Origin of the sequence: Tessaracoccus sp. MC1627, assembly GCF_014164725.1 — a bacterium.
Classification (GTDB): domain Bacteria; phylum Actinomycetota; class Actinomycetes; order Propionibacteriales; family Propionibacteriaceae; genus Arachnia.
On record NZ_JACJGA010000004.1, the window covers coordinates 192,093 to 204,369 of the forward strand.

A 12,277-nucleotide genomic window follows, 5' to 3' on the forward strand; every position below is an offset into this window, starting at 1 on the left:
GGTCCTCCTAGGCGTGCGATCGTGCTTGTCAGGGTAGCCTTTCCTGCATGGACTCGCCGCCGAAACGGGTGTCGAATAATGACATGAGTCTGACCGTCGCCCCGAACCCCGTCGAGTCGGCTGAGCTGTCCGGCCGGCTGAACTGGCTGCGCGCCGGTGTCCTCGGCGCCAATGACGGCATCGTGTCCATCTCGGCCACCGTGGTGGGTGTCGCGGCCGCGACCAGCACCGTCACCCCTGTCCTGCTCGCCGGTGTCGCCGCGGTGGTGGCAGGGGCCATCTCGATGGCGTTGGGCGAGTACGTCTCGGTGTCCAGCGCAGCGGATTCGCAGCGCTCGCTGATCGCGTCCCTGCGCATCCTCCTGACCTCCGATCGTCGCGCGGCCGACGAGGAACTCGTGGCCGCGTATCAGCGCCAGGGCCTCACGAAGGCCACTGCTGAGAAGGTGGTGGAGGAGATCGGCGAGGGGCACGCCGTGAAGGCCCACCTCTCCCAGCGCTTCCATCTGGCCGAGGACGAGATCGTCAATCCATGGCACGCGGCTCTGGCGTCGGCGGTCGCGTTCCTCGCCGGCGCTATTCTGCCGCTGCTGACGATCCTCCTCGCCCCCATCCCGCTGCGCATCCCGGTGACGGTGGTCGCGGTGCTGGTGGCGCTGGCCATCACGGGCGGGTTAGGCGCGAAGCTCGGCGGCGCGCCGGCCGGCCGTGCGGTGCTCCGAGTCGTGACGGGCGGGATGCTCGCGCTGGCCACCACCTACTCGATCGGCCTCCTCCTGGGCGTCTCCGGTCTCTGATCTCCTCCGGGTTGCGCAACAATGGGGGCGTGAACGGCCCCCTCGGAACCAGCCTCGGAGTGGTGGAGACGTCGTCGATCCGGGTCTTCGACCCGGATCACCCGCTGATCCTCCGCAGCGGCGCCACGCTGGGCATCGTCGATGTGGCCTACGAGACCTACGGCACCCTCAACGCTGAGCGCAGCAACGCCGTCTACATCTGTCACGCGCTCACCGGCGACGCCCACGCGGCCGGATACCACGAGGGCGAGACCCGGCCGGGCTGGTGGGACACGATGATCGGCCCCGGCAAGCCCATCGACACGAACGTCTGGTTCGTGGTCTGCTCCAATCTCCTGGGTGGCTGCCAGGGCACCACGGGTCCGTCGTCGACGAACCCGGAGACGGGCGATCCCTACGGCCTGGACTTCCCTCTCCTGGACATGGCGGACTTCGTCGAGGTGCACCGCGGCCTCGCCCGGCACCTGGGCATCGAACGGTTCGCCGCCGCCGTGGGCGGCTCGCTGGGCGGCATGCAGGTTCTCCAATGGGCGATGACCCATCCCACGGAGCTGGGCCGAGCACTGATCTTCGCCGCCTCCTCACGGCTCACCGCCCAGAACATCGCGTTCTCCGCCGTGGGGCGGCAGGCGATCATGCGCGACTCGCACTTCCTGGACGGACGCTTCCTCATTGCGGGGACCGCACCCCGCAAGGGGCTCTCCGTGGCCCGGATGATGGCCCACATCACCTACCTCTCGGAGACCGGATTCGAGGAGAAGTTCGGGCGGACCGCCCAACGCGGCGAACTCGCCAAGAACTTCGGCGTGGACTTCGCCGTCGAGAGCTACCTCGAGCATCAGGGGGAGCGGTTCCTCTCACGATTCGATGCCCTCAGCTACCTCTATCTCACCCGGGTGATGGACTACTTCGATCCCTTCGCGGACGAGGACGCCCTGGCGGCGCTCATCGACGATCCGGTCCGCTTCCTCATCGTGAGCTTCGACACTGACTGGCGATTCTCCACCGAGCACTCGCGCAGGATCGTCAGGCATCTGGAGGGCGCCAAGCTGCCCACCTCGTTCCGGGAGATCGCCTCCCGGTGGGGCCACGACTCGTTCCTCCTGGACGTCCCCGATTATCACGCCACGGTGCGGGCCTACCTGGAGCGCGCCGCGGAGGAGTTGGTATGAGCGACACCCTGCGGCCGGACCTGTGGCTGATCACCAAGCTGATCCCCGAAGGCTCCCGCGTCCTGGATCTCGGCTGCGGCGACGGCGAGCTGCTGCGCCTGCTCACGCTCAAGGGATGCTCCGGCACCGGCGTCGACATGGATCCGGGCAACCTGGTGGCCGCGATGCGCAGCGGCGTCGACGTGATCCAGCTCAACCTCGACACGCAGCTGGGGGAGTTCGGCGACGACAGCTACGACTTCGTCGTCCTCTCGCGGACGCTGCAGACCGTGCGCAAGCCCCGCGAGGTCCTGCGGGAGATCGGCCGGATCGCCGTCCATTCGGTGGTCTCGATGCCCAACTTCGCCCACTGGCGCAACCGGCTGCGGCTGCTATCGGGGCGGATGCCGATGTCGCGCGACCTGCCGTTCGAGTGGTACGACACCCCGAATCTGCACCACTCGTCGCTGCCGGACCTGGAGCCGCTCTTCGCCGGGCTGGACATGGTGATCGATTCACGCATCGCGCTGGATGCCTCGGGAAGGGCACGACGGCTTGGTAACCTGGCGGCCAACCTGCTGGCCAGCTCGTCGCTCTACGTGCTGCACGCTAAGCGATGAGCGCCCGGATCCGGGTCGCGGCGCCGCCGAGCGCCAGGTTCTCGGCCAGGGCATCCCACCGCTGATCGTCCACGGGGGAGCGGGTCAGGTCCGGCATCGGGAGCGTGTCGACGCAGGTCACCACCTCGCGTGCCCTCGCCAGGTAGTCGACGTCTGACAACAGCTTGGAGCGCACCGACGGCGACATGCCTGAGCCCGGGTCGACGGCGGCCGCGACCATCGCCTCCAGGGAGGGGTAGGCGGCCACGAGCGTGGTGGCACTCTTCTCGCCGATGCCCTTGACCCCCGGGAGCCCGTCGGAGGGGTCACCGCGCAGGACGGCGAAGTCCACGTACCTCTCCGGAGCCAGGGCGTACTTCGCCGCCATCCACTCCGGCGTGACCAGCTCGTGACTGGCCACCCCGCGCGCCACATAGACAACGCTCGTGTGGTCGTCGACGAGTTGGAAGAGGTCGCGGTCACCGGTCACCACCAGACTCGTGCCCACATGCTGACGGGCCAAAGAGGCCAGCACATCGTCGGCCTCGTGCTGCGCCACACCCACGACGGGGATGCCCAACGACTCGAGGCAGTCGCGGATCAGCGGCACCTGCCGGCTCAGGTCGTCGTCAACGAGCTCCGCCTCGCCGTCGGCCAACTGGACGACCCGGTGTGCCTTGTAGCTCGGGAGCAGGTCCACCCGCCAGTCGGGTCGCCAGTCGTCGTCCCAGGCGCACACAAGGCTGTCAGGGGCGTATTGGTTGGCGAGACGCGCGATGAAGTCCAGCGTGCCCCGCACCGCGTTGACCGGCCTCCCGTCGAGGGCCCGGAAGGTGGAGGGCACCCCGAAGAACGCCCGGAAGTACAGGTAGGACGTGTCGAAGGCCATCAACGTGCTCATCCCGCCATCCTGACACAGTGTCCTCAGACCCGGGCCGGGTACTCTTGGGCCTCGTGATCACCCGCCCGCCGCTGCCGTTCCTGGTGTCCGCGGCGCTGGCCGTCGGGTCCGGGCTGCTCACCGGCGCCGGACAGGCGCCGATGGGGATCTGGCCGGCGACCCTGGTGGGCGTGGCTCTGTTCACCTGGCTGATGGTGGATCGTCGGCCCCGCTCCGCCTTCGGCCTCGGCTACCTCGCCGGCCTTGCGATGAACACGCTGACCGTGTCCTGGGTCTCCGTCCTGGGGGTATGGGTGGGCGTGGCGCTGGTGGCGTTCCTGTCGCTGTGGTGGGGGGTGCTCGCGCTCGCTGTGTCGTGGCTGCTCAAGCTCCGCGCATGGCCGCTCCTGGTACCCGCCGCGTGGGTGGCGGTGGAGTTCGTCTCCGGCAAGGTGCCGTTCGGCGGATTCTCCTGGGCGCGGCTCGGCTACACGACGGTGGACCAACCCATGTCGGGTCTGCTCGCCTGGGTGGGCGTCACTGGGGTCGGCTACCTGGTGGCGTTGGTGGCGCAAGCGCTTCTTCTGGCCTGGTCGTCGCCCAGCCGGCGGACGGTGGCGCTGGCGGGGGTCGCCGGTGTGTTCACGCTGGGGGGACTCGCGCACCTGGTACCGCAGTCCGAGCCGGTCGACGAGGTGAAGGTGGCCATGGTTCAGCCGGCCGTCAACCGGGCCGAGAAGGGCACCGGCACCTACGCCCGCTCCGTCACCAACAATGCGCTCAGCGAGACCATCTTCGCGCTTTCCGAGGCCCGCGCGGGCGGCCACGAGGTTGACTTCGTGTTGTGGCCCGAGAACGCCACCGATGTGGATCCGGAGGCCGACGCCGCCACGCGCGGCCTCGTCGAGCTCTCCGTGCGGCTGGCTGGGGCGCCCGTCTTCGTGGGGGCCGTCACCGACGGGCCGGTCCCCGACTCGCGTCAGACCTCCAGCATCTGGTGGCATCCCGACACCGGTCCGGGTGCCGTCTACCACAAACGAGACCTGGTCCCCTTCGGCGAATGGATCCCCTTCCGCGACGTCCTGCTGCCCCGGCTCCCGATCCTTGAGCAGATCGGCCGGCAATCGATCCCGGGGGAGGGGCCTGGTGTGGTGTCGGCCCCCACGGAACGGTTCCCGGACCTCGTGGTAGGCACCATCATCTGCTTCGAGCTGGCCTACGACGACACCTCCTACGACCTGGTCCGGCACGGGGCGCAGGTGGTCGTGTCGCAGTCCAACACCAACACCTACGCCGGCACGTTCGAGCCGCACCAGCAGCTGGTCATCAACCGCGTCCGGGCGATGGAACTGGGCCGCGAGGTGGCGGTCTCCACACTCAACTCGCTCTCCGCGGTCGTCGACACCCGTGGGCGCGTGCAGGAGGTCACCGCCGAATACCAGGCGGACAGCGTGCTCACCTCCCTCCCGCTGCGCACCAACGTCAACCTCTCGGTGCTGCTCAGCCCCTGGCTGGCGTGGGTTGCCGTGGCAGCAACCGCCGGTGGCATCGGCGCCGCCCTGGGGCCGCGCCGAGGTAGGGCCCGGTAGCATGGCAGAGACACCACAACAGGAAAGAAGTGTTCCATGACCAGTCAGGACGCGCTCGAGCGAGTTCTCGTGATCATCCCGACCTACAACGAGTCACAGAACATCGAGAGCATCGCCACCAGGATCCGCCGGGCCGTCCCGCAGGCCCACATCCTCGTCGCGGACGACAACTCCCCGGACGGCACCGGAGCTATTGCGGACCGGCTGGCGGAGGCCGACGAACAGATCCACGTGATGCACCGCAAGGGGAAGGAAGGCCTGGGCGCCGCCTACCTGGCCGGTTTCCACTGGGGCCTCGACGAGGGCTTCGGCGTGCTGATCTCGCACGACGCCGACGGCTCCCACCAGCCCGAGGAGTTGCCGAGGCTGCTGCGCGCCATCAGCGCGGGCGCGGACATGGTCAAGGGCTCGCGCTGGGTCAAGGGCGGCTCTGTGGTCAACTGGCCGAAGTCGCGCGAGTTCATCTCGAAGGGCGGCTCGCTGTGGACGCGCCTGTGGCTGGGCATCCCGGTCAAGGACGCCACCGGCGGCTTCAACGCCTACCGGGCGTCCACGCTGCGCGGCATCAGCCTCGATGAGGTGGCCTCGGCCGGGTACTGCTTCCAGATCGACCTGGTGTGGCGAGCCCTCAAGGCCGGCTTCACCGTCGTCGAGGTCCCGATCGAGTTCGTGGAGCGGGAGTTCGGGGATTCCAAGATGAGCCGCAGCATCGTGATCGAGGCGTTGATCCGGACCACACTCTGGGGCATCGACCACCGGCTGGGTCAGCTCACCGGGGGCGTCAGGCGTGCGATCACCGGCCGAAAGGCCGCGTGAGCGCCGTGGATCCGCGCAAGGGAGCCCTACGGCTCGCGCTCATGGGACTGACGGTCTTCGGCCTCGTCTTCGCGGAGATCGCCGCCATCCTGTGGGTCGCCGGCGAAATCGGTTGGTGGACGTTGGCTATCCTCTCGGCCACCACCGTGCTGGGCATCTACCTCCTTCAGCGTGAATGGCGGAAGGCCTGGGGCGCCCTGTCAGCGGCGCTGACCTCCGGGCAGCTGCCATCTGGCCAGTTGGCCGACGCATCGCTGGTGTTGATGGGCGGCGTGCTGCTCGTCGTGCCTGGCCTGCTCACGGACGTGGCCGGACTGCTTCTGCTGCTGCCGTTCACGCGCCCCTTCATCCGGTCGGGCATCGCGTGGTGGGCCTCCAAGACGATGCAGCGCTCAGGCGCTGCGCCCACCGTCATCCGAGGCGACGTGGTGACCGAAACGGTGACCTGGATCCCGGTCATCGACCCGTCGAGCAACGAAAACGACACGATCCGCGGGGAGGTCGTCGAGGACGACCGGCCCGCGGACCGTGATCGGGGAAAGGGTCAGTAGATCCTGTCGGACTCGCGCAGCTTGGTCAGCTGCTCGTTGAGGATGTCTTCGAGCTCCGGGATCGAGCGACGCTCCCGCAGCATGTCCCAGTGGGTGCGTGCCGGTTTGGTCTGCTTCTCCTCGCCCACCACACCGTCAGAACGCACCGCGATCGATCCACACTTCTTGCACTCCCACTCGGTGGGGAGTTCCGCTTCCAGGGCGAAGGTCACCGTGAAATGGTGATCCTTCGGGCAGTCGAACGCCAGCTTCCGGCGCTCGGCGAATTCGATGCCCTGCTCGTCTTCGAACGTCTTGGAGCCCAGCCCCATGCCGCGCAGCGCACGATCAGCCATGTTTGCCTCCTTCGTCTGCTTCACCAACGAACCGGGGCGCCGATTCGTTCCTCAGCCGTTATCGAGTAGACCACATCCCCCGAGCCCGGAGAACCTCTTTGAGCAAATCCGGCCGATCCGTGACGATGCCGTCGACGCCCCAGTCGATCAGACGGTGCATCGTAGTCGGCTCGTCGATGGTCCACACGTGGATCTTCCGTCCTGCACGGTGGATTCTGGCGATGTTCCGCGGTGTGACGATGTCCATCATCACCGGCCCGACCGGGTGGTTGAGCGGCACCTGGAACACGGGGCCGCCCAGCATGACGGCCGTCAGTGCCATGGCGGCCACGCCCGTGCGGGACACCGCCGTGGGGACCTGGGGGAGTATCGACCGGAACCGGCGGATGGCCGAACGGGAAAAGGAGCCCACGCAGACACGCCGCTCCGCGCCATGTCTGCGGATGCATTCGGCCAGGGGCACCACGGCCGTCACATGCTTGATGTCGATGTTGAAGCTGCACGAGGGAAACGTCTCGAACAACTCGGCCAACGTGGGGATCGGCTCGCGTCCGCCCACCCTCAGGCTCTGCAGCTCCTTCAACCGCAGGGACCTCAGCGAGCCGGCCTCATCCGTCACGCGGGAGACATCATCGTCGTGGAACGCGACGAGGTGGCCGTCGATGGTGGCGTGCACATCGGTCTCCAGATAACGGAAGCCGAGGGCGACGGCATTGGTGAAGGCGCGCACCGTGTTCTCGATGCCCAGGTTCGCGGTCAGCAGTGCACCGCCGCGGTGGGCCATCGGGATGAACTGGGGGGACAGGTAGTCCTCGTGCACACCGGCCATAGGGTGGCAGTTTAGTGTCCTGACTGTGGGTTTCGCTGCGAGTGCAAAGATGTGCCAATGACCACGGTTGTCTCCATCCAGTCCGCTGTCGCCTACGGCCACGCCGGAAACTCCTCCGCAGTCTTCCCGCTCCAGCGCGCGGGGGTCGACGTCTGGCCTGTCTACACCGTCAACTTCTCCAACCACACCGGCTACGGGGCGTGGCGAGGACCCCTGATCCCAGCCTCCGACGTGTGGGAGGTTGTGCAGGGAATCGACGAGCGTGGCGTCCTCGGTGTCGTCGACGCGCTGCTGTGCGGCTACCAGGGCACACCCGAGGTGGGGCAGGTCATCCTGGACACGGCCGAGCTGATCAAGGCGCAGAGCCCCGGGGCCGTCTTCTGCGCGGATCCGGTGATGGGCGACGTCGACCGGGGTTTCTATGCCCGGCCCGGGATCCCGGAGTTCTGGCGCGACCACGTGGTCCAGCGCGCCGACATCATGACTCCCAACCTGTTCGAGCTGGAGTTCCTCACGGGACATCCCACGCACACCACCGCGGACGTCCTCACAGCGATCGCGGAACTGCGAGCCCGCGGCCCTCAGGTGGTCGTCGTGACCTCGGTGGTGGGCTCCGACGCATCCGCGGACGCCATGCGCATGATCGGTGTCGGCCCCGACGGGGCGTGGCAGGTGGAGACCCCGGTCCTGGACCGCAAGTTCACCGGATCGGGTGACCTCACCACCGCCATGTTCCTGGCCCACTGGTTGCGCACGCGCGATGTGGGCGCCGCGTTGGGTGCCACGGCCTCGATCGTGTACTCGGTCCTCGAGGCCACCACCACCGCCGGGCACCCCGAGCTCCGCCTGGTGGATGCGCAGTCTGACATCGTGGCCCCGCGGCACGTGTTCGAGGCCCGTCGCGTGGGGTGAGCGAAGCCCTCAGTCGTCGGTGTCCGGCGTGCCCCAGAACACATTGATGCTCGCGCCCAGCTTGTTGAGCCTCTGGGGAAGATCCTCGTAACCCCGGTTGATCACATAGACGTCCATCAGGTTCGTGGTCCCGCGGGCCGCCAGGGCGGCCAGCAACAGGCAGACCGCGGGCCGCAGCGCCGGCGGGGACTCGACCTCGCGGGCCCGCCACTTGGTGGGGCCCAGGATCAGCAGCCGATGTGCGTCCATCAGCTGGATGTTGGCGCCCAGATCGGAGAGCTTCTTCAGGTGGATGGCCCGGTTGTCGTAGACCCAGTCGTAGATGACGCTCTGGCCCGTCGCGGTGGCGCAGATGACTGCGAAGAACGGCAGGTTGTCGATGTTGAGCCCCGGGAACGGCATCGGGTGGATCTTGTCCAGGGGGGCGGTGAGGTCCGACGGCTTGACCGTCACGTCGACAAGGCGTGTCTTGCCGTTGCGGCTGCGGTACTCCTCGGAGAGTTCCAGGCGTTGGCCCATCTCGTCCAGGATCGCGAACTCCACCTCGAGGAACTCGATGGGGCAGCGCCGCACCGTGATCTCCGACCTGGTCACGATTCCGGCGGTGAGCAGGCTCATCGCCTCGATCGGGTCCTCCGAGATGTGGTATTCGACGTCGGCCTCGATGTGCTCCTGACCCGTGACGGTCAGGGTGGTGGTGCCGACCCCCTCGATGGTGACGCCCAACTGCTGGAGGTAGAAGCACAGGTCCTGGACCATGTAATTGCCGGAGGCGTTGCGCAACGTGGTGATTCCGGGGGTGCGGGCGGCGGCCATGATGGCGTTCTCGGTGACGGTGTCTCCGCGCTCGATCAGGGTGATGGAGCGCTCGCCGTCCGGGATCTTCTCGACGACGGCGTGGTAGTTGCCCTCGGTCGCTTCAACTGTCAGGCCCATCTTGTGGAGCGCAGACATGTGCGGGTGGACGGTTCGGGCACCCAGGTCGCAGCCGCCCGCGTACGGGAGGAGGAACTGGTCGAAGTCGTGCATCAGCGGTCCCAGCAGCATCAGGATACTGCGGGTGCGCTTGGCGGCCCGGGCGTCGATGTTCTCCGGCCTGAGTTCGGCCGGGCGGATGATCTCCAGGTCGTTGTCGCCGATCCAGGTGAGGTTCACCCCGATGGAGGTCAGCACCTCACTGATGCGGTCCACCTCCTCGATCCTGGCGATGCCCCGCAGGACCGTGCGGCCCTGATTGAGCAGGCTGGCGCACAGGATGGCCATGGCCGCGTTCTTGCTGGTCCGCACGTCGATGTCGCCCGACAGCTTTGTCGGGCCCTGGATCTCGAAGTTCACGTTGCCCTGAGTGGCCGTCTGGATCAACGGCATCTCGAGCGCCTCCGCCAGGCGGGTGATCATGCTGAGCGAGAGGTTCTGCTGCCCGTTCTCGATGCGGTGGACCGCGCTCTGGACGGTGCCCAGCTCGTCTGCCAGCCTCTGCTGCGACCATCCCCGGGCGAGGCGGGCCTCGCGGATCATGCGTCCGATGGACTTGCTCGTTGCGCTCATCGGGTCAGGTTATCTCACGGGTGAGATAGCGTCACAGGTTTGGAGAAGAGGGCAGCGGTGGGGTGCCACCAGGGCACTAGAGTGGGCGCCATGAGCTCTGAATATGACGTCGTCGTCCTCGGTGCCGGCCCCGGCGGTTATGTGGCCGCCATCCGCGCCTCCCAGCTGGGACTCAAGGTAGCCGTGATCGAGAAGCAGTACTGGGGCGGGGTGTGCCTCAACATCGGCTGCATCCCCACCAAGTCGCTCCTGCGCAACGCCGAACTGGCGCACATCTTCACCCACGAGGCGGACACCTTCGGCATCGAGGGGCAGGTGAGCTTCAACTACGGCAAGGCGTTCAAGCGCAGCCGTCAGGTCTCGGAGCGCATGACCAAGGGCATCCACTACCTGATGAAGAAGAACAAGATCACCGAGATCGACGGCTGGGGCACCTTCCTTGACGACCACCGGATCGAGGTGGCCGGCAACGACGGCCAGAAGCAGACACTCACCTTCACAAACGCCATCATCGCGGCCGGCGCCACCACGCGGCTGCTCCCGGGCACGCAGCTCTCCGCCAACGTGGTGACCTACGAGGAGCAGATCCTCGCCGACGACGTGCCGGGGTCGATCATCATCGGCGGCTCGGGCGCCATCGGCACCGAGTTCGCGTTCGTGCTCAGCCAGTTCGGCACGAAGGTGACCATCGTCGAGTACCTGGACCGGATGGTCCCCACCGAGGACGCGGAGATCTCCGCCGAGCTGGCCAAGGCATACAAGAAGCTCGGCGTCACCGTCCTGACCTCCACCAAGGTCGAGGGGATCGAAGACACCGGAACCGGAGTCAAGGTGACGGTCAGCCCCGCCGCCGGCGGAGAGCAGAAGGTCCTGGAGGCTGACCGGTTCCTCTCGGCCATCGGTTTCGCCCCCCGGGTGGACGGCTTCGGCCTCGAGGCCACGGGCGTGACGTTGACGGATCGCAAGGCGATCGCCATCGACGACTACATGCGCACCTCGGTGCCCCACATCTACGCCATCGGGGACTGCACCGGCAAGATGATGCTGGCCCACACCGCCGAGGCGCAGGGCGTTGTGGCCGCCGAAACCATCGCCGGCGCGGAGACCCATCCCATCAACTACGACATGATCCCGCGTGCCACCTACTGCCAGCCGCAGATCGCCTCCTTCGGCTACACCGAGCAGCAGGCCAAGGACAAGGGCTACGACGTCAAGGTGTCCAAGTTCCCCTTCGCCGCCAACGGCAAGGCGTGGGGCCTGGGGGAGGGGGTCGGCTTCGTCAAGATCGTCGCGGACGCCCGTTACAACGAGCTCCTGGGCGCCCACATGATCGGCCCGGATGTCACCGAGTTGCTGCCCGAGCTCACGCTCGCGCAGGCCTACGACCTCACGGCGGAAGACATCAGCCGCAACATCCACGCTCACCCCACGCTGTCGGAGGCCATCAAGGAGGCGGTGGAGGGCATCGCCGGTCACATGATCAACTACTGACATCGTGACCGTCTCGTTCTCCCTGCGTGACCAGGTCGCCCTGGTCACCGGTGCCTCCAAGGGCATCGGCCAGGCGATCGCCGTGGCGCTCGCCGAGGCCGGCGCCCGCGTCGCCTGCAGCGCGCGAGCCGAGGAGAGCCTCACCGAGACCCTCGGCCTCATCTCCGACGTCGGAGGCCTCGGGGTCCCCGTCGCGTGGGATGTCCGTGACCCTGAGGCGGCCGGGCCCGCCGTTTCCTCCGTGGAGGAGCGCCTGGGCCCGCTCCGCCTCGCCGTCAACAACGCCGGCATCGGCGCGGGCACCCCGGCGCTGGAGCTGACACCGGACCAGTGGCGCTCGGTCTACGCCACCAATGTCGACGGCGTGTTCTGGTCATGCCAGGCGCAGGCCCGTGCCATGCAGGCACACGGTGAGGGGGGAGGAATCGTCAACATCGCCTCGATCTCGGGCCACATCGCCAACCGTAACCTCACGCAGGCGCAGTACAACTCCGGCAAGGCAGCGGTCATCCACCTCACGAAATCGCTCGCCGTCGAGTGGGCGGGCCTCGGGATCCGCGTCAACGCGGTCAGCCCCGGCTACACACTGACGCCCATGAACCAGCGCCCGGAGGTGGCCGATCTTGTGCTGGAGTTCGCCGACAGCACACCCCTGGGCCGGTTGGCGACCCCCGAAGAGATCGCCGGTCCGGTGCTGTTCCTCCTGAGTCCCGCAGCCAGCTACATCACAGGTGCGGACCTGCTGGTCGACGGAGGCTACTGCTGCTGGTAGCCGCCGA

At 67.6% G+C, this 12,277-nt stretch carries 13 protein-coding genes; 9 read left to right on the plus strand and 4 right to left on the minus strand.

Annotation, left to right across the window (positions count from 1 at the left end):
* Positions 1–83: 83 nt before the first annotated feature.
* From H5399_RS09405 to metW, 3 genes are read left to right on the plus strand one after another with little or no spacing between them, the layout of a single operon-like run.
* Positions 84–797: a VIT1/CCC1 transporter family protein gene (locus H5399_RS09405; RefSeq protein ID WP_182782791.1), complete on the plus strand. Its 714-nt coding sequence runs from the start codon at positions 84–86 to the stop codon at positions 795–797.
* 29 nt (positions 798–826) lie between these two features.
* Positions 827–1,969 carry a homoserine O-acetyltransferase gene (locus H5399_RS09410; RefSeq protein ID WP_182782792.1) on the plus strand — a complete coding sequence of 381 codons (1,143 nt, stop codon included), beginning with the start codon at positions 827–829 and terminating at the stop codon, positions 1,967–1,969.
* Entirely contained in the window at positions 1,966–2,568 is a 603-nt protein-coding gene (gene metW, locus H5399_RS09415; protein WP_182782793.1) for a methionine biosynthesis protein MetW, read from the plus strand. Before H5399_RS09410 ends, metW begins: the two co-directional genes overlap by 4 nt.
* Here metW and H5399_RS09420 read toward each other — a convergent pair.
* Complete coding sequence (locus H5399_RS09420; RefSeq protein WP_255422201.1) at positions 2,558–3,448, minus strand: 5'-3' exonuclease; 891 nt, start codon at positions 3,446–3,448, stop codon at positions 2,558–2,560. The genes metW and H5399_RS09420 overlap by 11 nt on opposite strands.
* Positions 3,449–3,501: 53 nt before the next feature.
* Here H5399_RS09420 and lnt point away from each other — a divergent pair, with 53 nt between their 5' ends.
* From lnt to H5399_RS09435, 3 genes are read left to right on the plus strand one after another with little or no spacing between them, the layout of a single operon-like run.
* The gene (lnt, locus tag H5399_RS09425; protein ID WP_182782794.1) at positions 3,502–5,016 is read left to right on the plus strand and encodes an apolipoprotein N-acyltransferase; all 1,515 of its coding nucleotides are present in this window, start codon (positions 3,502–3,504) and stop codon (positions 5,014–5,016) included.
* Between the two features lie 36 nt (positions 5,017–5,052).
* Positions 5,053–5,832, plus strand: a complete 780-nt coding sequence (locus tag H5399_RS09430; protein ID WP_182782795.1) for a polyprenol monophosphomannose synthase — start codon at positions 5,053–5,055, stop codon at positions 5,830–5,832.
* Complete coding sequence (locus H5399_RS09435; protein ID WP_182782796.1) at positions 5,829–6,383, plus strand: FxsA family protein; 555 nt, start codon at positions 5,829–5,831, stop codon at positions 6,381–6,383. The genes H5399_RS09430 and H5399_RS09435 overlap by 4 nt, the downstream gene beginning before the upstream one ends.
* Here the strand turns inward: H5399_RS09435 and H5399_RS09440 are convergent.
* Both H5399_RS09440 and H5399_RS09445 read right to left on the minus strand, forming a co-directional pair.
* Positions 6,377–6,718 carry an RNA polymerase-binding protein RbpA gene (locus H5399_RS09440; protein WP_182782797.1) on the minus strand — a complete coding sequence of 114 codons (342 nt, stop codon included), beginning with the start codon at positions 6,716–6,718 and terminating at the stop codon, positions 6,377–6,379. The two genes, H5399_RS09435 and H5399_RS09440, sit on opposite strands and share 7 nt — an antisense overlap.
* Positions 6,719–6,776: 58 nt before the next feature.
* The gene (locus H5399_RS09445) at positions 6,777–7,547 is read right to left on the minus strand and encodes a glycerophosphodiester phosphodiesterase (protein ID WP_182782798.1); all 771 of its coding nucleotides are present in this window, start codon (positions 7,545–7,547) and stop codon (positions 6,777–6,779) included.
* Positions 7,548–7,604: 57 nt separating this feature from the next.
* Between H5399_RS09445 and pdxY the strand changes: the two genes are divergently transcribed.
* Positions 7,605–8,459 (plus strand): pyridoxal kinase PdxY, encoded by an 855-nt coding sequence (gene pdxY / locus H5399_RS09450; protein WP_182782799.1) that lies wholly within the window; start codon positions 7,605–7,607, stop codon positions 8,457–8,459.
* Positions 8,460–8,468: 9 nt separating this feature from the next.
* Here pdxY and H5399_RS09455 read toward each other — a convergent pair whose 3' ends face one another.
* Positions 8,469–10,007 (minus strand): UDP-N-acetylglucosamine 1-carboxyvinyltransferase, encoded by a 1,539-nt coding sequence (locus H5399_RS09455; RefSeq protein WP_182782800.1) that lies wholly within the window; start codon positions 10,005–10,007, stop codon positions 8,469–8,471.
* A 90-nt stretch (positions 10,008–10,097) separates the two neighbouring features.
* Here H5399_RS09455 and lpdA point away from each other — a divergent pair, with 90 nt between their 5' ends.
* The gene (gene lpdA / locus H5399_RS09460; protein ID WP_182782801.1) at positions 10,098–11,498 is read left to right on the plus strand and encodes a dihydrolipoyl dehydrogenase; all 1,401 of its coding nucleotides are present in this window, start codon (positions 10,098–10,100) and stop codon (positions 11,496–11,498) included.
* A gap of 4 nt (positions 11,499–11,502) precedes the next feature.
* Positions 11,503–12,270 (plus strand): glucose 1-dehydrogenase, encoded by a 768-nt coding sequence (locus H5399_RS09465; protein ID WP_220489312.1) that lies wholly within the window; start codon positions 11,503–11,505, stop codon positions 12,268–12,270.
* The last annotated feature ends 7 nt before the right edge of the window (positions 12,271–12,277 follow it).

Coding starts and splice junctions, on each gene's coding strand:
- H5399_RS09455 (WP_182782800.1), bottom strand. CDS start 10,007: ATGAGCGCAACGAGCAAGTCCATCGGACGCATGATCCGCGAGGCCCGC.
- lpdA (WP_182782801.1), top strand. CDS start 10,098: ATGAGCTCTGAATATGACGTCGTCGTCCTCGGTGCCGGCCCCGGCGGT.
- H5399_RS09405 (WP_182782791.1), top strand. CDS start 84: ATGAGTCTGACCGTCGCCCCGAACCCCGTCGAGTCGGCTGAGCTGTCC.
- H5399_RS09445 (WP_182782798.1), bottom strand. CDS start 7,547: ATGGCCGGTGTGCACGAGGACTACCTGTCCCCCCAGTTCATCCCGATG.
- H5399_RS09420 (WP_255422201.1), bottom strand. CDS start 3,448: ATGAGCACGTTGATGGCCTTCGACACGTCCTACCTGTACTTCCGGGCG.
- H5399_RS09440 (WP_182782797.1), bottom strand. CDS start 6,718: ATGGCTGATCGTGCGCTGCGCGGCATGGGGCTGGGCTCCAAGACGTTC.
- metW (WP_182782793.1), top strand. CDS start 1,966: ATGAGCGACACCCTGCGGCCGGACCTGTGGCTGATCACCAAGCTGATC.
- H5399_RS09430 (WP_182782795.1), top strand. CDS start 5,053: ATGACCAGTCAGGACGCGCTCGAGCGAGTTCTCGTGATCATCCCGACC.
- pdxY (WP_182782799.1), top strand. CDS start 7,605: ATGACCACGGTTGTCTCCATCCAGTCCGCTGTCGCCTACGGCCACGCC.